General features: G+C 32.1%; 26 protein-coding genes. All 26 read right to left on the bottom strand.

Features of this window, described 5'->3' with window-relative positions; translation table 11 throughout:
• Position 1: 1 nt before the first annotated feature.
• Entirely contained in the window at positions 2 to 1,318 is a 1,317-nt protein-coding gene (gene secY / locus ACTTAT_RS05665) for a preprotein translocase subunit SecY (protein WP_440680062.1), read from the bottom strand.
• Positions 1,319 to 1,323: 5 nt separating this feature from the next.
• Positions 1,324 to 1,776 (bottom strand): 50S ribosomal protein L15, encoded by a 453-nt coding sequence (gene rplO, locus ACTTAT_RS05660; protein WP_440680061.1) that lies wholly within the window; start codon positions 1,774 to 1,776, stop codon positions 1,324 to 1,326.
• A gap of 3 nt (positions 1,777 to 1,779) precedes the next feature.
• Positions 1,780 to 2,277: a 30S ribosomal protein S5 gene (rpsE, locus tag ACTTAT_RS05655; protein ID WP_009360122.1), complete on the bottom strand. Its 498-nt coding sequence runs from the start codon at positions 2,275 to 2,277 to the stop codon at positions 1,780 to 1,782.
• A 3-nt stretch (positions 2,278 to 2,280) separates the two neighbouring features.
• Positions 2,281 to 2,622 (bottom strand): 50S ribosomal protein L18, encoded by a 342-nt coding sequence (gene rplR / locus ACTTAT_RS05650; protein WP_440680060.1) that lies wholly within the window; start codon positions 2,620 to 2,622, stop codon positions 2,281 to 2,283.
• Positions 2,622 to 3,158 carry a 50S ribosomal protein L6 gene (gene rplF / locus ACTTAT_RS05645; RefSeq protein ID WP_440680059.1) on the bottom strand — a complete coding sequence of 179 codons (537 nt, stop codon included), beginning with the start codon at positions 3,156 to 3,158 and terminating at the stop codon, positions 2,622 to 2,624. Before rplF ends, rplR begins: the two co-directional genes overlap by 1 nt.
• 4 nt (positions 3,159 to 3,162) lie before the next feature.
• Positions 3,163 to 3,564, bottom strand: a complete 402-nt coding sequence (gene rpsH, locus ACTTAT_RS05640; RefSeq protein WP_440680058.1) for a 30S ribosomal protein S8 — start codon at positions 3,562 to 3,564, stop codon at positions 3,163 to 3,165.
• A 10-nt stretch (positions 3,565 to 3,574) separates the two neighbouring features.
• Positions 3,575 to 3,880: a 30S ribosomal protein S14 gene (rpsN, locus tag ACTTAT_RS05635; RefSeq protein WP_440680057.1), complete on the bottom strand. Its 306-nt coding sequence runs from the start codon at positions 3,878 to 3,880 to the stop codon at positions 3,575 to 3,577.
• Complete coding sequence (rplE, locus tag ACTTAT_RS05630) at positions 3,880 to 4,434, bottom strand: 50S ribosomal protein L5 (protein WP_440680056.1); 555 nt, start codon at positions 4,432 to 4,434, stop codon at positions 3,880 to 3,882. The genes rpsN and rplE overlap by 1 nt, the downstream gene beginning before the upstream one ends.
• Before the next feature lies 1 nt (position 4,435).
• On the bottom strand, positions 4,436 to 4,771 hold the full coding sequence (gene rplX, locus ACTTAT_RS05625) for a 50S ribosomal protein L24 (RefSeq protein ID WP_440680055.1): 336 nt from the start codon (positions 4,769 to 4,771) through the stop codon (positions 4,436 to 4,438).
• Positions 4,772 to 4,773: 2 nt separating this feature from the next.
• Positions 4,774 to 5,142, bottom strand: a complete 369-nt coding sequence (gene rplN / locus ACTTAT_RS05620) for a 50S ribosomal protein L14 (RefSeq protein ID WP_440680053.1) — start codon at positions 5,140 to 5,142, stop codon at positions 4,774 to 4,776.
• A gap of 1 nt (position 5,143) precedes the next feature.
• A complete protein-coding gene (gene rpsQ / locus ACTTAT_RS05615; RefSeq protein WP_440680052.1) occupies positions 5,144 to 5,374 on the bottom strand; it encodes a 30S ribosomal protein S17 in 231 nt (76 codons plus the stop codon).
• Complete coding sequence (rpmC, locus tag ACTTAT_RS05610) at positions 5,374 to 5,568, bottom strand: 50S ribosomal protein L29 (protein WP_009360113.1); 195 nt, start codon at positions 5,566 to 5,568, stop codon at positions 5,374 to 5,376. The genes rpsQ and rpmC overlap by 1 nt, the downstream gene beginning before the upstream one ends.
• A 2-nt stretch (positions 5,569 to 5,570) precedes the next feature.
• Positions 5,571 to 5,987 (bottom strand): 50S ribosomal protein L16, encoded by a 417-nt coding sequence (rplP, locus tag ACTTAT_RS05605; protein ID WP_009360112.1) that lies wholly within the window; start codon positions 5,985 to 5,987, stop codon positions 5,571 to 5,573.
• Positions 5,987 to 6,664 carry a 30S ribosomal protein S3 gene (rpsC, locus tag ACTTAT_RS05600; RefSeq protein WP_440680051.1) on the bottom strand — a complete coding sequence of 226 codons (678 nt, stop codon included), beginning with the start codon at positions 6,662 to 6,664 and terminating at the stop codon, positions 5,987 to 5,989. The genes rplP and rpsC overlap by 1 nt, the downstream gene beginning before the upstream one ends.
• Before the next feature lie 2 nt (positions 6,665 to 6,666).
• Positions 6,667 to 7,056 carry a 50S ribosomal protein L22 gene (rplV, locus tag ACTTAT_RS05595; RefSeq protein ID WP_440680050.1) on the bottom strand — a complete coding sequence of 130 codons (390 nt, stop codon included), beginning with the start codon at positions 7,054 to 7,056 and terminating at the stop codon, positions 6,667 to 6,669.
• Positions 7,056 to 7,358, bottom strand: coding sequence for a 30S ribosomal protein S19 (gene rpsS, locus ACTTAT_RS05590; RefSeq protein ID WP_440680049.1), 303 nt, complete (start codon positions 7,356 to 7,358; stop codon positions 7,056 to 7,058). Before rpsS ends, rplV begins: the two co-directional genes overlap by 1 nt.
• Before the next feature lie 3 nt (positions 7,359 to 7,361).
• A complete protein-coding gene (rplB, locus tag ACTTAT_RS05585; protein ID WP_440680048.1) occupies positions 7,362 to 8,192 on the bottom strand; it encodes a 50S ribosomal protein L2 in 831 nt (276 codons plus the stop codon).
• 3 nt (positions 8,193 to 8,195) lie between these two features.
• The gene (gene rplW, locus ACTTAT_RS05580; protein WP_440680047.1) at positions 8,196 to 8,492 is read right to left on the bottom strand and encodes a 50S ribosomal protein L23; all 297 of its coding nucleotides are present in this window, start codon (positions 8,490 to 8,492) and stop codon (positions 8,196 to 8,198) included.
• Positions 8,492 to 9,121 (bottom strand): 50S ribosomal protein L4, encoded by a 630-nt coding sequence (rplD, locus tag ACTTAT_RS05575; RefSeq protein ID WP_440680046.1) that lies wholly within the window; start codon positions 9,119 to 9,121, stop codon positions 8,492 to 8,494. Before rplD ends, rplW begins: the two co-directional genes overlap by 1 nt.
• Complete coding sequence (gene rplC / locus ACTTAT_RS05570) at positions 9,121 to 9,903, bottom strand: 50S ribosomal protein L3 (protein ID WP_440680045.1); 783 nt, start codon at positions 9,901 to 9,903, stop codon at positions 9,121 to 9,123. The genes rplD and rplC overlap by 1 nt, the downstream gene beginning before the upstream one ends.
• Positions 9,904 to 9,905: 2 nt before the next feature.
• Complete coding sequence (gene rpsJ / locus ACTTAT_RS05565; protein WP_009360104.1) at positions 9,906 to 10,214, bottom strand: 30S ribosomal protein S10; 309 nt, start codon at positions 10,212 to 10,214, stop codon at positions 9,906 to 9,908.
• A gap of 6 nt (positions 10,215 to 10,220) precedes the next feature.
• Positions 10,221 to 12,299, bottom strand: a complete 2,079-nt coding sequence (fusA, locus tag ACTTAT_RS05560; RefSeq protein WP_440680044.1) for an elongation factor G — start codon at positions 12,297 to 12,299, stop codon at positions 10,221 to 10,223.
• A gap of 6 nt (positions 12,300 to 12,305) precedes the next feature.
• Positions 12,306 to 12,776 carry a 30S ribosomal protein S7 gene (rpsG, locus tag ACTTAT_RS05555; RefSeq protein WP_440680043.1) on the bottom strand — a complete coding sequence of 157 codons (471 nt, stop codon included), beginning with the start codon at positions 12,774 to 12,776 and terminating at the stop codon, positions 12,306 to 12,308.
• Positions 12,776 to 13,147, bottom strand: coding sequence for a 30S ribosomal protein S12 (gene rpsL, locus ACTTAT_RS05550; RefSeq protein ID WP_009360101.1), 372 nt, complete (start codon positions 13,145 to 13,147; stop codon positions 12,776 to 12,778). Before rpsL ends, rpsG begins: the two co-directional genes overlap by 1 nt.
• Before the next feature lie 169 nt (positions 13,148 to 13,316).
• A complete protein-coding gene (rpoC, locus tag ACTTAT_RS05545; RefSeq protein WP_440680042.1) occupies positions 13,317 to 17,492 on the bottom strand; it encodes a DNA-directed RNA polymerase subunit beta' in 4,176 nt (1,391 codons plus the stop codon).
• Entirely contained in the window at positions 17,492 to 21,568 is a 4,077-nt protein-coding gene (gene rpoB / locus ACTTAT_RS05540) for a DNA-directed RNA polymerase subunit beta (protein WP_440680041.1), read from the bottom strand. The genes rpoC and rpoB overlap by 1 nt, the downstream gene beginning before the upstream one ends.
• Positions 21,569 to 21,619 lie beyond the last annotated feature (51 nt).

Below are 21,619 nucleotides of genomic sequence, written 5' to 3'. Positions count from 1 at the left end.
TTTATCTATTAAATTTAGTTTTTTTAATTAATGATTCATATTGAACACTCATTAATCTTGTTTGTATTTGCGTGATTGTATCCATGCCAACTACAACAACGATTAATAATGATGTTCCACCTAAATAAAATGGCACAGGATAGTTTGCTATCAAAACTTCAGGTAATAAACATATAATCACCAAATAGGCAGACCCAATAACTGTTAATTTAGTTAAAAGATTTTCAATAAATAAAGCTGTACGCTCACCTGGTCTAATACCAGGAACAAATCCACCATATTTTTTTAAATTATCTGCTGTTTCAGTTGGATTAAAAACAATTGATGTATAAAAAAATGAAAAGAAAACTATACCAGCTGCAAAAAATATCATATAAAGAGGTTTTCCTTGACCCAGCATTGAAGTTATTGAGATTAAAATAGAATTTTCTGAAGATGATGAAAAATTAGAAAGAGTTATTGGTAATAATAATAATGCTGATGCAAAAATTGCAGGTATTACTCCAGCAGTATTTACTTTTAACGGTAAATATGAAGATTCACCACCGTACATTTTATTACCTTGCTGTCTTTTTGGATATTGAATCAAAACTCTTCTTTGAGCTCTTTCAACAAAAACAATAAAATAGATCGCTATTAATAAAAGCAATAAAATTAAAATTATTACTCCACTAGATATTGCTCCAGTTCTTCCTAATTCAAAAGTAGAAGCAAGAGCACCAGGGATCTCTGCAACTATTCCAGAGAAGATTATTAACGAAATTCCATTTCCTATACCTCTAGCCGTAATTTGTTCACCCAGCCACATTAAAAATACTGTTCCAGTTAATAGTGTAACAGTAGTTACGAATCTAAAATAAAGTCCAGGGTCTTGTACAATGCCTTGAGAATTTTCTAAGCTAATCGCAACTCCATAACCTTGTATTAAAGCTAAAATCACAGTTCCATATCTTGTATATTGAGTAATTTTTTGTCTTCCGACTTCACCTTGAGCCTTTAAATTTTTAAAGTACTCTGTTACTCCAGTAAGCAATTGAATTATAATTGATGCTGAAATATATGGCATAATACCAAGCGCAAATATTGCCATTCTTTGTACAGCACCACCTGCAAATACATTGAACATACCAAGAAGGCTTCTCTGATTACCACCTACAATTTCTTTTAATGATGTTGGATCAATACCGGGTAAAGGAACATAAGTCCCAAACCGATAAATTATAAGAATTAATAAAGTATATAATATTCTTTTTTTTAAATCGTCAGCTTTTGAAAAGGCCCCTAAGCCACTTTCTGCATTTTGAGCAAAACCAGACATTTATATTATTTGACTAATTCTATAGATCCGCCAGCTTTTTCAATTTTAGCTTGCGCGGATTTACTAAATTGATCAGCAAGAATACTTACTTTTACTTTTAAATCTCCTGTACCCAGAACTTTTACTTTCAACTTTTTAGGAGCTTTTGAGCTTAATAAAAATTTTCTTAAATCAATAGATTTTGATGAATCTAATTTTTTAGATTCTATTAATTTAGAAATTTTATCTAAATTTATAGCAATATTTTTTTCTTTTTTATAAAGAGAGTTAAAACCTCTTTTCGGTAATCTTCTGTACAAGGGCATTTGTCCGCCCTCATAAGCTTTGATCGCAACTCCAGATCTTGATTTTTGACCTTTTACACCTCTTCCTGATGTTTTCCCTAGACCAGAGCCAATACCTCTTCCAACTCTTTTTTTAGCTTTATGAATTTTTTTGTTTAAAGTATTAAGTTGCATTCTTTATCTCCTTGAAACTATTTCCTTAATTTTTTTACCTCTAATTAAAGATATTTCTTTAGGTGATTTTTGCTTAGTTAATGCATCAAAAGAAGCTCTAACTAAGTTATAAGGGTTAGAAGATCCAATAGATTTTCCAACGACATCTTGAATTCCTGACATCTCGCATATTGCACGAACAGGACCACCCGCAATAATACCTGTACCAGCTGGTGCACTTCTTAATAAAACTTTACCTGCACCATTTCTTCCTCTTACATCATGGTGAAGTGTTCTTCCTTCTCTTAACGCAACTTTTACTAAAGATTTTCTTGCAGCTTCAGAGGCTTTTTTTATTGCGTCTGGAACTTGTTTGGCTTTACCTTGACCAAATCCTACCTGTCCTTTTTGATTTCCAGTTACCACAAGCGCTGCAAATCCAAATCTTCTTCCACCTTTTACAACTTTTGTAATTCTATTAATTGCAACTAATTTTTCTTTAAATTCACTTGTTTGACTCATACTTTAAAATTTTAATCCTCCAGTTTTTGCACTTTCCGCCAGTTGTTTGACTCTACCATGATACTTGTATTTACCTCTGTCAAAATAAACTTCTTTACATCCTTTTTCTAAGCACCTCTCAGCAATTAACTTTCCTACTATCTCAGAAAGATCTTTTTTAGGTTTTTTTTCAATATTTTTTTCTACTGATGAAGCACTTGCTAGAGTTACTTTTTTATTATCATCTATAACTTGAGCATAAATATTTTTTGCAGATCTAAAAACAGTAAGACGTGGTTTATCTTTATTTACTTTTTTAATTTTAAATCTTACTCTATTTTTTCGTTTGTTACTTTTGCTTATCATTATTTCTTTTTACCTTCTTTTTTCAAAATAAATTGCCCCTCCGAAGTTATTCCTTTTTGCTTATAAGGTTCTACAGGTTTATAAAATTTAATATCAGCAACAGTTTTTCCAACCAATTCTTTATCAACACCACTGATAATAATCGTAGTTTGTTTATCAACCTTTAAGGTAATTCCCTCAGGTATATCGTACATAATGTCATGGCTAAATCCTAGTTGAAGTTGTAATTGTTTACCTTTTAAATTTGCTCTAAAACCTACACCATTTAATTTTAAAGTCTCTTCATAACCTTTTCCAACTCCAATAACCGCATTATTAATTAAACTTCTTTGTAAACCCCAAATAATTTTGTTTTGTTTTTTTGGATCTTTTGGAGCAACAATAATTTTACCTTCTTCAAAAGTAATATTTAAAAACTCAATATTAATATCAAGAGACTTCTTACCTTTTGGTCCTTCTAAATTAATCTTATTACCATTAATTTGGACTTTTACATCACTTGGTACCGGTATATGTTTTTTTCCAATTTTAGACATATTATTAAGAAATATTACAGATTATTTCTCCTCCAACTTTTTTTTCTCTAGCTTCATTGTCAGTTAAAATTCCAAAAGATGTTGAAATAATTGCAATACCTAGACCGTTTTGAACTCTAGGCAAACTACCAAATCTTGTATAGATTCTTCTTCCAGGTTTAGAAACTCTGCTAATTTCATTAATTACTGGGTTACCATGAACATACTTTAAATTAACCTTTAAATGATCATATGAAGTATCCTCATTCTTAACTGTTTCATAGCCTGCGATAAATCCTTCTCTTTCCATCGCATCCAAAACAAATTTTTTAAACTTAGAAGACGGGACCATTACATGTGGATGGTTTCTTTGTTGTGCATTTCTAATTCTTGCAAACATATCTCCTACTGGATCGCTTATTGTCATAATCTATCTCCTACCAACTTGATTTTGTCATGCCTGGAATTTTACCCATAGAAGCAAGTTCTCGAAGGGCTATTCTAGACATTTTAAGTTTACGGTAATAACCATGTGGTCTACCTGTTATTTCACATCTATTTCTTATTCTATTTTTTGCAGAATTCTTTGGTAACTTTGCAAGCTTCAATGCTGCTTCAAATCTTTCGTTTAAATTTACTTTCTTATCCATAACTATCTTTTTTAATTTTTTTCTCCTAGCTTCATATTTCTTTGCTAACTTTATTCTTTTTTTATTTTTTTCTACAGCTGATACTTTTGCCATTAGTTAGCTCCTTTCTTTACAAATGGAAAATTAAATTTATCTAATAATGCTTTTGCTTGGTTTTTATCAGTTGTTGAGGTTACCACTGTAATGTCCATTCCTCTAACTTTGTCGACTTTATCGAAGTTTACTTCAGGGAAAATTACATGCTCTTTAACACCAAAGCTATAATTTGCATTATCATCAAAACTTTTTGGATTTAATCCTCTAAAATCTTTAATTCTTGGTAAAGCAATATTAATCAATCTATCAAGAAAAAAGTACATATTATTTTTTCTTAAAGTCACTTTTAATCCCAAAGGTATCTTTGCTCTTGTTTTAAAGTTAGAGATTGCTTTTTTTGATTTCGTTACAACAGGTTTTTGCCCTGCTATGTTAGCAAGGTCAGTTTCAATTGTTTTTAAAACCTTGTTATCATTCGCATCTAAACCAAGACCCATATTAATTACAATCTTTTCAAGTCTTGGAACTTGCATAACATTTTTTACTCCTAGGCTATCTTTTAATTGAGGAAGAATTTCTGATTTATAGATAGATTTTAATCTTGGTTCCATTTTATTTTGCTACCTTTTTTTTCACTGCAGTTTTTTTTGTTTTTGTTTCAGTTTTATTCACTTTTGTTTCGGTTTTTTTTGTGTCTTGTTTTTTTGATTTCTCTTGGTTTTTTTCACCATCAATAATTTTCAAATTTGATAAATGAACAGGTTTTTCAATACTAACTATTCCACCTTTTTGTTCTTTAGTTGGTTTTTGATGTTTTTTCTTCACATTTACCCCTTTTACAAGAGCGCTGTAATTTTTTGGAAACAGCTTAATTATTTCACCTGACTTACCTTTGTCAGCACCTGTAATTAATTGAACTGTTTGTCCTTTTTTAAGTTTTGTTTTCATTTTTATAAAACCTCTGGTGCCAGAGATATAATTTTCATATGTTTTTTATCTCTAAGTTCTCTAGTTACAGGGCCAAATATTCTTGTCCCAATGGGCTCTCCACTTGCAGCTATTAATACAGCAGCATTTTTGTCAAATTTAATAGCCGAACCATCATTTCTTTGAATTTGTTTTTTTGTTCTTACGATCACGGCTTTGTGAACATCACCTTTTTTAACTTTGCCTTTTGGCATAGCATCTTTGATACTAACCACTACGATGTCACCGATACTAGCGTATCTTCTTTTAGAGCCACCAAGAACTTTGATGCATTCAATCCTTTTTGCACCAGTGTTATCAGCAACTTCCATTTCTGTTTGAACTTGAATCATATTAATTCTCCAAAACTCTCCATTTTTTTAATTTAGAAATTGGTTTAGACTCAATAATTTTAATTTCATCTCCAACTTTAAATTCACCTGTATCATAATGAGCATGATACTTTTTAGATCTTTTTAAAACTTTCTTTAATACTGGGTGTCTAAATTTTCTTTCTACCTGAATTACTAAAGTATTTTGATTTTTAGCACTTACAATTTTTCCTGTTAAAACTCTTTTTGGCATTAGTTATCTTTCTTCTTTTGGTTTAGAAAAGTTAAAATTTTTGCAATAGATCTTCTTACAGTTCTAACTCTAGCAGTATTTTGAACTTGAGAATTAACTTTTTGAAATCTTAAATTGAATTGCTCCTTTTTAAAATTCGTTAACTCCTTTTGAAGTTGAGCTACTGTTAATTTTTTAATTTCTGAGGTTTTCATTTCTATAAATTTAAATTCCTTTTAATAATTTTTGTTTTGATAGGCAGTTTAGAAGCTGCTCTATCAAAAGATTCTTTTGCGACCGTATCACTAACTCCATCTATTTCGAAAATTACTCGACCAGGTTTTACTCTATATACCCAATATTCGGGTGAACCTTTTCCTTTACCCATCCTAACTTCTATTGGTTTTTTTGAAACAGGAATATTAGGAAAAATTCTCAACCAAACACGTCCTTTTCTTTGCATGTGTCTTGTTAAAGCAACTCTAGCTGCCTCTATTTGTCTAGAAGTTACTCTTTCAGGTTCTAAAGCCTGTAAGCCATGTGACCCGAAATTCAAAGCTGCACCTCTTGTAGCTTTTCCTTTAATTCTACCCTTGTGTGCTTTTCTAAACTTTGTTCTTGATGGTTGTAACATTAATTAGCTTCCTCTTTTTTTTCAGCTTCAATTTTCTTTTGTAAATCTTTTTGGAAAACAACACCTTTGTATATCCAAACTTTTACACCTATAATTCCATAAGTAGTAGAAGCTTCAGCTTCGGCATAATCTACGTCTGCTCTTAATGTGTGAAGTGGTATACTACCTTCTCTTAACCATTCAGTTCTTGCGATTTCATTTCCACCTAAACGACCACTCACAGTAACTTTAATTCCTTTTGCCCCAAGTCTTAAAGCTGAAGACATAGCTCTTTTCATTGCTTTTCTATATGCAACTCTTTTCTCTAATTGTTGTGCAATATTCTCAGCAACTAAGTATGAATCAAGTTCAGGTTTTCTAATTTCTTTAATATTTACACTTACTTCATCATTAGTAATTTTTGATATATTATTTTTTATCTTTTCAATATCAGAGCCTTTTTTTCCAATTACAAAACCTGGTCTTGATGTATAGATTGTTACAACACATTTTTTTGAAGGTCTTTCTATTAAAATTTTAGAAACACCAGAGTTTTTAATTGTTTTATTAATGTATTTTCTGATTTTAAAATCTTCTATTAAATAGGTCCCATAATTTTGCTTTTTAGCAAACCACACAGAATCCCAAGTTCTGTTAATTTTTAACCTAATTCCAATTGGATTAACTTTTTGTCCCATAATTAAGCTCTTTTTCCTTCAGTTTCTTTTTTTTCACTAACAATAATTGTTAGGTTAGAAAATGGTTTTTTAATTTCGCCAGCTCTTCCTCTTGCTCTAGGTCTATATCTCTTCATTACCATTCCTTTTCCAACATAAGCTTCTTTGATAAATAAATTATCAATATCTAATTGATTATTATTTTCAGCATTTGCCACTGCTGATTTGATTGTTTTTGAAATTTCTTTTGAAACTCTTTTTTCTGAAAATTGTAAATTTCTTAAAGCGATATCAGCTTTTTTTCCTCTTATAGATCTTAAAATGTCGTTAATTTTCCTAGGGCTTGATCTTAAATTTCTGTAGACCGCTTTTACAGTAGATAAGTCTTTTGTAGGCTTTGTGTTTTTAGGCATTATTTAGCATCCTTTTTTGGTGCAGCAGCCGCGCCTGCTTTTTTATCAGCTGGAGTATGTCCTAAGAATTGTCTAGTAGGAGCAAACTCACCTAATTTATGACCAACCATTTCATCGGAAATAGTAATTGGGATAAATTTTTTTCCGTTATGTATTTCAAATTTTAAACCAACAAATTCAGGGACAATAGTAGAACTACGTGACCATGTCTTAATTGGTCTTTTTAAAGCATCACCACCTTTTTCTACTTTCTTTAATAGACTTGGGTGAACGAATGGTCCTTTCCAAACTGATCTAGCCATAAATTATCTTCTCTTTTTCTTTCTAGAAATAATAAATTGATCTGTTTTTTTATTATTTCTTGTTTTTAATCCTCTAGTTCCTTGTCCCCAAGGAGTGACTGGGTTTCTTCCACCTGATGTTTTACCTTCACCACCACCATGTGGGTGATCTACAGGGTTCATAACTACACCTCTTACAGTAGGTCTTTTACCTAACCATCTATTTCTTCCTGCTTTACCAATTTTTTTGTTTTTATTATCTACGTTAGAAACTTGCCCGATTGTCGCTTTACACTTTGATAAAATTTTTCTTGTTTCACCGGATCCAAGTTTGATTAAAGTATAATCATCATCCTGACCCATAACTGTTGCCGAAGATCCTGCGGATCTTGCCAATATTCCACCTTTTCCAGGAGTTATTTCTATATTATGAACTAGTGTCCCTGCTGGGATATTTTTTAACATCATTGAATTTCCTTTTTGAACCTCTGTTTTGTCTCCAGAAACTACTTTATCTCCAATTTTAAGTCCTTCGACTCCCAAAACATAACTTAAAACTTTGTCTTGATATTCTATAAGCATTATATTTGCACTTCTAAACGGGTCATATTCAAAACGTTTTACTTCAGCTGGAATATCATTCTTAGATCTTTTAAAATCAATTAAACGGTATCTTTTTTTGTGACCCATCATTTTGTGTCTCGTTGTAATACGACCTTGGTTATTTCTTCCAACAGCTCTTTTTTTAAACTTTGTTAGACTTTTTTCAGGTTTTCCTTTCCATAAATCACTTCTATCAACCAATATTGTTGATCTTGTTGATTTTGTATAAGGTTTAAAACTTTTTAATGCCATTTGTTAAACTCCTGCTGTCATATCAATTGTCTGACCTTCTTTTAAAGTGACAATTGCTTTCTTGTATCCTGTTTTACTGCCAACTTTACCTCTTACAATTTTAACTCTTGGCTTCGATAAAATCGTATTCACTTTGATTACTTCTACTTTGTAAAGTTTCTCAATGCTTTTTTTAATTGAAGATTTGTTTGCATCTTTCGCAACTTTAAAAGTTAATTTGTTTAATGCATTTAAATTTGTAGATTTCTCAGTAATGACTGGAGATAAAATAATATCAAATGCTGCGTTTTCGTTTTTCATTATTTATTTAATCTTTCTTCAATTGCTTTAAAAGATTCTTTTGTGAAAAGAACTTTTTCATATTTAATTAAATCGTAAACATTCGTTCCCACATCTTCTAACTTTTTTGAGTTTGGAATGTTTTTAATACTTCTAACAAATTCTTTTGGAGCGTCTTTATGGTGAATAAATAGTGCACTTTTTGACTTAATATTTTTTAAAAAATCTTTAAAATTTTTAGTTTTTAAACCTGACATTTTTGGTTCATTAAATATTGCAATTTGATCTGACTTCGCCTTTACCGATAGAGCATGGACTAGTCCTAATTTTCTAACTTTTTTATTTAATTTTTTAACTGCGTAATTACCTCTATGTCTTGGTCCGTGAGCAATACCACCACCTACAAATATAGGTGCAGTAATATTACCATGTCTTGCACCACCTGATCCTTTTTGTTGTACTATTTTTTTTCTTGAACCTTTAACTTCACCTCTGCTCTTAGTGTGACCAGTTTTTTTAAACATTCTATTTTGTTGCCAGTCAATCACTTGCTGAATAATATCTTTTCTTGGTTTAACTTTAAAAACTTTATCCGAAGCTTCTAAAGAACCAACATTTTTACCATCAATACTTATTTCATTAATTTTCATTACTTTTTCTCAGCTCCTTCACCTTCACTTTTTTGAGTTGCGGGAGTTTCAGTTTTTTTATCTTTTTTCTTTTTATCTTTCTTTGTAGATTGCATTTCTGCTAATGAAGCCTTGTATTTTTCAACTCTTTCTTTAATTGATAATTTGTTTTTATTTTTAATTGCTTCTTGAATTTCAACGTAACTATTTTTACTTCCTGGAACTGCTCCTTTTAGATACAGTAAACTATTTTCTAAATCTGCCTCAACTACCTCTAAGCCCAACGTGGTTCTGTATTTAGCCCCCATGTGCCCAGCCATTTTTTTACCTTTAAACACTTTACCAGGATCTTGGCATTGACCAGTTGAACCGTGTGCTCTATGAGAAATTGATACCCCGTGAGTTGCTCTCATACCGCCAAAATTGTGCCTTTTCATTGATCCAGCAAAACCTTTACCGATAGTTTTTGCTCTTACGTCTACATATTTTTTATCTTTTAAAACGTCTAAATTAATTTCAGTTCCTGGCTTTAACTCTTCAGTGTTTTCTAATCTAAATTCTTTAAGAATTTTTTTGGGCTCCTGTGATTTTTTTGCAAAAAAGCCTTTCATTTGTTTTGTAAGTTTTGAATTTTTTATATATCCGTACCCAACTAGAACAGCTGAATAGCCTTTTTTTTCTTTATTAATAACATCAACAACTTTCGCTTTTTCAATTTTTAATACAGTCACTGGCAGAGACTCTCCATTTTCAAAGAATCTTTGTGTCATTCCTAATTTTTTTCCTACCAATCCAATAGCCATAACTAAATTTTAATCTCCACATCTACACCTGCTGCTAAATCTAACTTCATTAAAGCTTCAATTGTAGCTGGTGTTGGTTCCATAATATCAATTAGTCTCTTATGAGTTCTTGTCTCAAATTGCTCTCTACTCTTCTTATCAATATGAGGTGATCTCAATACAGTATAAATTTCTTTTTTTGTTGGAAGTGGAATAGGTCCTTTAATTTGAGCACCAGTTCTTTTAGCAGTATTTACAATCTCTTCAGTTGATTGATCTAATATTTTGTGATCGTAAGCTTGCAGTCTAATTCTAATATGTTGTTGATCCATTTGTTATTATCCTGCCAGTTTCTTTGTTACTTCGTCCTGAACATTTTGAGGAACTTTTTCATAATGAGAGAATTGCATAGTATATTGGGCTCTTCCTTGAGACATTGACCTTAAGTTGTTTACATAACCAAACATATTAGCCAAAGGAACATTTGCATTAATCACTGTTGCATTTCCTCTTTTGTCGGTTGACCCAACTTGACCACGTCTACTATTTAAATCACCAATAACATCACCCATGTAATCTTCAGGGGTTACTACTTCAACTTTCATAATTGGCTCTAAAAGCTTTAGACCACCTTTTTGACATGCTTCTTTGAAACAAGCTCTTGAAGCTATTTCAAAAGCCAAGACACTAGAGTCAACATCATGGTGTAACCCATCAATAATTTGAACTTTATAATCAATAACAGGAAAGCCTGCTAAAATTCCAGTGTCTGCCACACCTTCAATTCCTTTTTCAACACCGGGAATGAATTCTTTAGGTATCGCACCACCTTTAATTAAACTTTCAACTTCTCTACCCTTGCCTGGTTCTTGTGGTTCTACAATTAATTTTACTCTTGCAAACTGTCCTGAGCCACCAGACTGTTTTTTGTGTGTATAATCAACTTCAGCTGATCTTTCGATTGTTTCTCTATAAGCAACTTGTGGTGCACCAATATTTGCATCTACTTTAAATTCTCTTTTCATTCTATCTACAATAATATCTAAATGAAGTTCGCCCATACCTTTAATAATGGTTTGACCAGACTCAGTATCTGATGACACTCTGAAAGATGGATCTTCTTTTGCCAGTCTCTGTAAAGCTTCACCCATTTTTTCCTGGTCACCTTTTGTTTTTGGTTCAACAGCAATCTCAATAACTGGGTCAGGAAACTCCATCGGCTCTAAAACTACTGGGTTGTTTTTAACGCAAAGAGTATGTCCTGTAACTGTATATTTTAAACCTGCTAAAGCAACAATATCTCCTGTGCTTGCTTCTTTAATATCTTCTCTATCGTTAGCATGCATTAAAAGCATTCTTCCAATTCTCTCTTCTTTATCTGTAGATGAATTTAATACTCCAGTTCCAGAAACTAACTTTCCAGAGTAAATTCTAATGAATGTAATAGTTCCAACGAAAGGGTCATTGGCGACCTTAAATGCTAGCGCTGAGAAAGGTTCGTTATCTTCAAATTTTCTAACTAATTCTTCATCTGAACCAGGTTTTGTACCTTTTATTTCTTTAAGATCTAAAGGACTTGGAAGAAAATCAACTACTGCATCTAATAAAGGCTGTACACCTTTGTTTTTAAATGCAGAACCAGTCAATACAGGTACAAAACTGAAATTTAATGTACCTTTTCTAATGCATTTTTTTAAGTCTTCTTCACTAATTTCTTTGCCTTCTAAGTAAGCTTCCATCAACTTTTCATCTTGCTCAACTGCCGTTTCAACAAGATCTTGTCTATATTTTTCAGCTTTTTCTTTTAAGTCATCAGGAATATCAACTTCATTAAATTTTGCTCCAAGATCTTCTGCTTCCCAAACTAGACCCTTCATTTTAACTAGGTCTACAACACCTTGTAGATCAGCTTCAGCGCCAATTGGAATTTGTAAAACTAAAGGAGTTGCACCTAATCTTTCTTTAATCATGTCTACACATCGGTAGAAATCAGCACCAGTTCTGTCTAGTTTATTTACAAAGCACATTCTTGGAACTTTGTACTTATCTGCTTGTCTCCAAACAGTTTCTGATTGTGGCTCAACACCTGCAACGCCATCAAATACAGCAACAGCTCCGTCTAATACTTTTAAAGATCTTTCAACTTCAATAGTAAAATCTACGTGGCCCGGGGTATCGATAATATTAATTCTGTGATCTTTCCAAAAACAGGTTGTTGCAGCTGAAGTAATTGTTATTCCTCTTTCTTGTTCTTGCTCCATCCAATCCATTGTTGCTGCACCATCATGCACTTCACCAATTTTATGAGACTTACCTGTGTAATATAAAACCCTTTCAGTTGTTGTAGTTTTTCCAGCATCAATATGTGCCATGATACCAATATTTCTGTATTTATCTTTAGCGTAAACTTTACCCATAACTTTCTACCATCTAAAATGAGCAAAAGCTTTATTCGACTCTGCCATTTTATGTGTGTCCTCTCTTTTTTTAATTGCCGATCCTTTATTTGTTGATGCATCAAGAAATTCTTTCATCAATCTTTCTTGCATTGTTTTGTCACCTCTTTTTTTTGCAGCATCTAGTAACCATCTAATCGCTAATGCTTGGCCACGATCAGCTTTTACCTCAACGGGTACTTGGTAAGTAGCACCACCAACTCTTCTTGATTTAACTTCTAAATTTGGTTTTACATTTTTAATAGCCTCATTAAAAACTTTAACAGGATCTTCTTTTGCTTTTTCTTTAATTAAACTAAATGAATTATAAAAAATTTTTTCTGCAGTGGTTTTTTTACCACCAATCATTAATGCATTTATAAATTTTGAAACTGATTTTAATCCGTAAATTGGATCATCTACAATTTGTCTTTTCGCTTGTCTTCTACGTCTTGACATTATTTAGGCCTCTTCGCTCCGTACTTAGATCTTTGTTGTTTTCTATTAGCAACACCTTGAGTATCTAACAAACCTCTTACAACGTGGTATCTAACACCTGGTAAATCTTTTACTCTACCACCTCTAATCATAACAACTGAGTGTTCTTGCAAATTATGACCTTCGCCTGGAATGTATGCGGTAACTTCAAATCCATTTGACAATCTTACTCTCGCAACTTTTCTTAAAGCTGAGTTTGGTTTTTTTGGAGTTGTTGTATACACTCTTGTACAAACACCACGTTTTAAAGCGCAAGCTTGTAATGCAGGAACTTTATTCCTAATCACTTGCTTTACACGTTTCTTTTTTAACAACTGGTTTATAGTTGGCATAATAACATTCTTTTTAAGGAAACAATTTGGTAAGCAGTTGGTAGTAGTTTAAAGCCAACTCAGCTTTACGTGCTACCTTAAAAAGTGCGCTATTAATACTGATTATTTTAAGAACGTCAACAATTGCGTGTGTGATTTAATGTAAAAAAATCGTTAATTTTTAAGGCTATTATACCTCTGCTGGCTGTTCTTCAGTCTCAGAGGTAATTGCTTCAGCTGCCATCTTATTTTGTAGTTCAATGTCTTTGTCCTTGGCAATTTTATTGTATTTTTGTCTACTTTTTCCGCTACCTGCTGGAATTAATCGACCTACAATCACGTTTTCTTTTAATCCCATTAAATCATCAGCTTTCCCTTTAATTGAAGCATCAGTTAATACACGAGTAGTTTCTTGGAAAGAAGCTGCAGATATAAATGATTTGGTTTGTAATGAAGCTTTTGTAATACCAAGCATTACAGGATCAAATTCTATTTGTTTTTTACCTTCTTCTTTTAATTTAGCATTTAAATGTTTGGCATCTATTTTATCCATCACCTCACCTGCTAATAAACTACTCTCCCCAGGATCTTTAACTTCTAATTTTCTTAACATTTGTCTTAAAATAACCTCGATATGCTTATCGTTAATCACAACACCTTGTAATCGATAAACATCTTGAACTTCGTTAACAAAGTAATCTGTTAGCGCTTCTATTCCTAATATTCTTAAAATATCATGTGGTGCTGGACTTCCGTCTAACAAATATTCACCTTTTGTAATTTTTTCACCAGGATTGTAATTGATTTGCTTTCCTTTAGGGATCAGATAATTAGACTCTATTCCATCTTTTCCTTTAATAATAATTTTTTGCTTACCTCTAATTTCTTTTCCAAAAATAATTTCACCATCATTTTCAGCAATTATCGCGCCATCTTTTGGTTTTCTAGCTTCAAATAATTCGGCAACTCTTGGTAGACCTCCAGTAATATCTTTAGTTTTTGAAGTTGCTTTTGGCAATCTTGCTAATACATCTCCTGCGTTCACTTTGTCTCCATCTGCCACTGATAAAATCGTTTCAGGGGACAAATAATATCTAGCTTCATTTCCATCTGCTTTTAAAACAACTTTGTCTTTACTATCTCTCAAAGTAATTCTAGGTTTTAAATCTAAATTTTTAGACTGAGATCTCCAATCTAAAACTATTTTAGATGAAATACCTGTTGCTTCATCAGTCTTGTCTGCAATAGATACTGCATCAACTAGATCAACATAATTTGCAATTCCAGATGTCTCGGCAATAACCGGTACTGTATATGGATCCCAATCACAAATTTTTTGTCCTTTTTTAACTTGTTCATCTGGCTTAACATATAACTTTGAACCATACGGAACTTTAAACGACGCGAAAACTACACCATCTTTTTCAAGGGTTAATTCGATGTTTCTTCCCATGATGATTAAGTTTTTACTTGAGTCTTCAACTAAGTTTTTATTAGATATTTTTAATGTTCCAGCATCTGGTGCTGTTATAGATGAATCGTCTTTAATTTGCGCAGTTCCACCAACGTGGAAAGTTCTCATTGTTAACTGAGTACCAGGCTCTCCAATTGATTGTGCTGCAATCATTCCAACGCACTCTCCTATAGATACCGGAATACCTCTAGCTAAATCTCTACCATAACACTTTGAACAAACTCCTTGATTACTTTCACAGGTCATTACTGAATAAACATTGCAACTTTTAACTCCAGCAGCTTCAATATCTTCACACTTAAATTCATCAATCATTTGATTTTTTTTAACGATAACTTCACCCGTAAGAGCGTTTTTAATATCTTCTGCAGCATTTCTACCTAATGCTCTTTCAGATAAGCTTACAACAACATTTCCACCTTCAATAATTTCAGAAATTGTAATTGATTTTTTGGAACCGCAATCTTTTTCATTAATAATAACATCCTGGGATACATCGCACAGTCTTCTAGTTAAATACCCAGAGTTTGCAGTCTTCAAGGCGGTATCAGCAAGACCTTTACGTGCTCCGTGTGTTGATGTGAAATACTCTAAAATAGTTAAACCCTCTTTAAAGTTTGAAATAATTGGAGTTTCAATAATTTCACCTGAAGGTTTTGCCATTAAACCCCTCATACCAGCTAACTGTTTCATTTGAGCAGGTGATCCTCTTGCACCAGAATCTGCCATCATAAATACTGAATTTGATTTTACTCTTCCGTCTTTATCTTGTTGAGGACTTGAGATAATTTCCATCATTTCAGATGCAATTTTGTCAGTACACTTAGACCATTGATCGATAACTTTATTGTATTTTTCACCTCTTGTTATTAATCCTTCAGCATATTGGTTTTCGTATTCTTCAACCATTTTTTTTGCTTCAGAAATAATTGTCTCTTTACTCTCTGGAATGATTAGATCATCTTTTCCGAATGAAATACCTGCTTTAAACGCATTTTTAAAACCAAGTGCCATGATTTTATCACAGAAAATAACTGTTTCTTTTTGACCACAGAATCTAAATACAACATCTATAACTTCTGATATTTGTTTTTTTGCAAGTACTCTATTTACTAAATCAAATTTAATACTTTTGTTTTTAGGTAATACGTTTGCCAATAAAAATCTTCCAGCAGTACTTGTGTATTTTAAAAACTTTTGATTTCCATCTTCATCTTTGGTTTCAAATCTTGAGACTATTTTAGTATGAATATTGATATCACCACTTTCTAACGCAAGCATAATTTGGTCAGTATTTAAAAAGTATCCTTGAGGCTTGTCTTCTTTTTTACCAAGTGGCTCTTGTGATAAATAATAAATTCCTAATACCATATCTTGCGAAGGAACTATAATTGGTTTTCCGTTAGCAGGATGTAAAATATTATTCGTTGACATCATTAACACCCTTGCCTCAAGTTGCGCTTCAATACTCAAAGGTACGTGTACTGCCATTTGGTCACCATCAAAGTCAGCGTTAAATGCAGCACAAACTAATGGGTGTAATTGAATTGCTTTACCTTCAGTTAGAATAGGTTCAAAAGCTTGAACACCTAGTCTGTGAAGTGTTGGAGCTCTATTTAATAAAATTGGATGTTGTCTAATTACATGATCTAAAATATCCCAAACTTCTTGCTTTTCTTTTTCAACAATTTTTTTTGCTTGTTTAATTGTTGTAGCGTAACCTAATTTATCTAATCTTGCATAAACAAAAGGTTTAAATAACTCTAAAGCCATTTTCTTTGGTAAACCACATTGATGAAGTTTTAATTCAGGTCCGGCAACAATTACTGATCTTCCAGAGTAATCTACTCGTTTACCTAGTAAGTTTTGTCTAAATCTTCCTTGTTTACCTTTTAACATTTCAGCTAAAGACTTTAATGGTCTTTTGCCTGTTCCAGTTATCACTCTTCCTCTTCTACCATTATCAAATAATGCATCCACTGACTCTTGAAGCATTCTTTTTTCATTTCTTACAATAATATCAGGAGCTCTAAGGTCCATCAGTCTTCCTAATCGGTTATTTCTATTTATAACTCTTCTGTACAGATCGTTTAGATCTGATGTTGCAAATCTACCGCCATCTAAAGGAACTAAAGGTCTTAGCTCTGGTGGAATTACTGGTAATGTTGTAAGTACCATCCATTCAGGTTTATTCCCTGAATCTGCAAAAGATTCTAATAGCTTTAATCTTTTTATAGTTTTTTCTAAAACAACTTTTGAATTAATTGTTTTTATATCTTCTCTTAATTTATCTCTCTCTGCTTCAACATCAATATTGGCCAAGCATTCTCTAATGGCTGCAGCGCCAATGCCAGCAGAGAATTGGTCTTCTCCATATTCATCTTGTGCTTTTAAAAACTCTTCTTCTGAAATTATCTGATTTTTTTCTAATTTTGTAAGACCGGGTTCAATTACAATAAAGTTTTCATAGTATAAAACTTTTTCTAGATCTTTAAGTTTTAAGTCTAATGATAATGCTATTCGACTTGGTAAAGATTTTAAAAACCAAATGTGTGATACGGGAGTTGATAATTCAATATGACCCATTCTTTCTCTACGAACATTAGATTTGGTAATTTCAGTTCCACACTTTTCACAAATAATACCTCTGAATTTCATCCCTTTGTATTTTCCACATAAACACTCGTAATCTTTAACTGGTCCAAAAATTCTTGCACAGAAAAGACCATCTTTTTCAGGTTTAAAAGTTCTATAATTAATAGTCTCTGGTTTCTTTATTTCACCAAATGACCAGGATCTTATTTTTTCAGGACTTGCTAATGAAATTTTAATTTTAGAAAAGTCTTGTTTATTAACTTTTTTTGAAAATAAATTTGTTAATTCCTTGCTCATTAATTTAACTCCAGGTTTAATGCTAATGATCTAATTTCTTTTACCAAAACGTTAAATGACTCTGGAATACCAGATTCAAAATCATCATCACCTTTTACAATTGTTTCATAAACTTTTGTTCTACCCGCAACATCATCTGATTTAACTGTTAAAATTTCTTGTAATGTATAAGCGGCTCCATATGCTTCAAGGGCCCAGACTTCCATTTCTCCAAATCTTTGGCCACCAAACTGAGCTTTGCCACCAAGAGGTTGTTGTGTAACTAAACTATAAGGTCCAGTTGATCTTGCATGAATTTTATCATCAACCATGTGATAAAGTTTTAACATATAAATAATACCAACGGTTACTTCTCTATCAAATTTTTCACCAGTTCTTCCATCGTATAGAATTGTTTGCCCACTCTCTGGTAAATCTGCAAATTTTAACATTCCTGTTACATCTTCAACACTAGCGCCATCAAAGACTGGAGTAGCAATAGGAACTCCACTTGATAAATTGTGAAGAAGATCTTTGGTTTCATCTTCTTTTAATTTTTTAATTTCTTTGTCAATTTCACTATTGTTATAAATCTTACCAAGCGCGTCTTTTGCTTGTTCAAATGTTTTTTGTTTAGCTTTATATTCGTTGTATAATTTATTTACTTTTTCACCTAACTCGGAGCATGCCCAACCTAAATGAGTTTCTAAAATTTGACCTACGTTCATACGACTTGGAACGCCTAGTGGATTTAAACAAACATCAACTGGTTTTCCGTTAGCCATATAAGGCATGTCTTCAACAGGAACTATTCTGCTAATAACACCTTTATTTCCATGTCGACCGGCCATTTTATCACCAGGCTGAAGTTTTCTTTTCATGGCTACAAAAACTTTTACCATTTTCATCACACCAGGTAATAATTCATCACCTCTTTCAATCTTATCAACTTTGTCTTCAAATCTTGATTGGATATCTTTTTTTGCCTTATTGTACTGCTCTTTCAATGTAGATAAATCTTCATTTGACATTGCATCATCTAGTTTCAGTTTGAATATATCTGATAAAGATAATGTTCTAACTTCATCATCACTTAATTTGCTTCCTTTTGAGAAAGTCTTGTAGCCTTCAGATAAACTTGTTTTAGATAAAATCTGTTGAGCTCTAATTTTTATATTTAATTCTAAAATGCTTTCCTCAGCTTGCTTATCCGACATTACAGCTTCAATTTCAGATTTTTCAATTGATAAAGCTCTTTCATCTTTTTCAATTCCATGTCTATTAAACACTCTAACTTCAACAACAGTACCACCTGTTCCTGAAGGCATTTTTAATGATGTATCTCTTACGTCAGTTGCTTTTTCTCCAAAAATAGATCTTAATAATTTTTCTTCTGAGGAAACTTTTGTGTCTCCCTTAGGTGTAAGTTTTCCAACCAAAATATCTCCAGGTTTAACTTCTGCACCTACATATACAATTCCAGATTCATCAAGGTTACGTAGAGCCTCTTCGCTAGTATTAGGAATATCTCTTGTGATTTCTTCAGGACCTAATTTAGTATCCCTTGCCATAACCTCATATTCTTCAATATGAATAGATGTAAACACATCATCAGACACACATCTCTCTGAAATTAAAATAGAATCTTCAAAGTTGTAACCAAGCCAAGGCATAAATGCTACAGTAACATTTTTACCAAGAGCTAATTCGCCAAGTTGAGTTGATGGTCCATCAGCAATCACATCACCTTTTTTGATTACATCGCCAACTTTTACCAAAGGTCTTTGGTTAATGCATGTGTTTTGATTTGATCTTTGGAATTTTAATAAATTATAAATATCGACACCTGATTTTGTTAAATCTTTATCAGATGTTGCTTTTACAACTATTCTTTTCCCATCAATTTTTTCTACTACACCATCTCTTTTTGCAATAATTGTTGCGCCTGAATCTAAGGCTACATCTTTTTCAATTCCAGTTCCAACTAAAGGAGATTCATTTTTAATTAAAGGAACTGCTTGTCTCATCATATTAGATCCCATTAATGCTCTATTCGCATCATCATTTTCTAAAAATGGGATTAAAGCTGAAGCAACTGAAACAACTTGCTTAGGAGAAACGTCCATAAAGTCTATGTTTTCTGGTTTAGCCAATTCAAAACCAAGATTTCTTCTGCATGAAACAAGTTCATCTTTAAAAGTTCCATCAGTATTTAGCACTGAGTTTGCCTGTGCAATTGTATATCTTCCTTCTTCCATAGCAGACAAATAATGAATTTCTTTTGTAACTTTTCCATTTTTCACAGACCGGTATGGGCTCTCAATAAAACCGTATTTATTTACTCTCGAGTATGTTGCTAAACTATTAATTAAACCAATGTTTGGTCCCTCTGGAGTTTCGATTGGGCAAATTCTTCCATAGTGCGTTGGGTGAACATCACGTACTTCAAAGCCAGCTCTTTCTCTAGTCAAGCCTCCTGGACCTAACGCTGAAACTCTTCTTTTATGTGTAATTTCAGACAGCGGGTTAGTTTGATCCATAAATTGAGATAGTTGAGATGTGCCATAAAATTCTTTTAATGATGCTGCAATTGGTTTTGAGTTGATCAAGTCTTGTGGCATCACAGTATCAATTTCAACTGATGACATTTTTTCTTTGATAGCTCTTTCCATTCTCACAAGACCTATCCTAAATTGATTTTCTACAAGTTCTCCAACTGATCTAACTCTTCTATTTCCCAGATGATCAATATCATCGACTTCTTCTTTTCCATCTTTTAATCTAAGCATTGTTTCTGCTATTTTGAGGATATCCTCTTTTCTCAATACAGTAATTTTTGGATCGCAATTTAAATCTAGTCTAGAGTTTAATTTAACTCTTCCAACGTCTGAAAGGTCGTATCTGGTATTATTAAAAAATAAATTATTAAATAAATTCCTTGATGTTTCTAATGTAGGTGGCTCTCCTGGTCTTAAAATTCTATATATATCCATCACCGCTTCATCAGCAGTATTATTTTTGTCTACAATCAAAGTATTTCTTAAGTAAGAACCAATATTTAAACCATCAATTTCAGATAAATAAAAAGATTTAATATTTAACGCTTTTAATTTTTTTAAACTTTCTTCGGTAACCTCATCTCCAGATTCAAAATAAACTTCACCAGTTTTTTCATTAAAGATATCATCAGCAAAATATCTTCCATGAACCTCTTCTAATGATGCAAAAATATTTTTTAAGCCCTCTTTTTGCAGTTTCATTGCTATGGGAATATTTACTTTAGCACCTTCTTTTAAAACTTTTTTATTATTATCAGCGTTTACAAGATCGTGTTTTAATTTATAATTTTTATATCTCTGTGGAATAAATTTAGTTTTAAGTTTATCTTTATCAACAAAATCAAATTTTATTTTTTCATGAAATAAATTTAATAATTCATCTCTTGGGTAACCAAGAGCCATTAATAAAGTGGTTGATGGAATTTTTTTCTTTCTATCAATTCTAAAATATAAAATATCTTTTATATCGTATTCAAAATCTAACCAAGATCCTCTGTATGGAATTACTCTACAATTAAACAAAAGTTTTCCACTTGAATGTCCTTTTCCTTTATCATGATCTAAGAAAATTCCTGGGCTTCGGTGCATTTGGTTTACTACTACTCTTTCAATGCCGTTAACAACAAAGGTCCCTCGAGGTGTCATTAACGGAAGATCGCCCATGTAAACTTCTTGTTCTTTTGCTGAAAGAATTTGTTTTGTTTGCTCTTCCTCGTTTACATCATAAGCAACCAATCTTAACGTAGCTTTTAGAGGAGCAGAATAAGTTAATCCTCTTTGTTTGCACTCTTCAACATCATATTTTTCTTTTTCAAATCTATAGCTAACGTATTCAATTGTCGCTAAACCAGCAAAGTCTTCAATAGGAAAAACTTCCTTAAAAACTTTTTCTAATCCTGATTTATTATCTTCGTTAAATTGTAAAAAACTATCGTAAGATTTTTTTTGAACTTCAATTAAGTCTGGTATGTTAACAATATTTTCTAACTTACCAAAACTTTTTCTGATCTTTTTTTTATCAGTAAACGATAATTCCATATATATTTAACCTGATTAAATAAATTAATCAGGCTGTAAAATTCCTAGTTA

The organism is Candidatus Pelagibacter sp. HIMB1517, assembly GCF_052047895.1.
GTDB lineage: Bacteria > Pseudomonadota > Alphaproteobacteria > Pelagibacterales > Pelagibacteraceae > HIMB114.
This window is presented reverse-complemented; position numbering and strand designations above follow the sequence as displayed.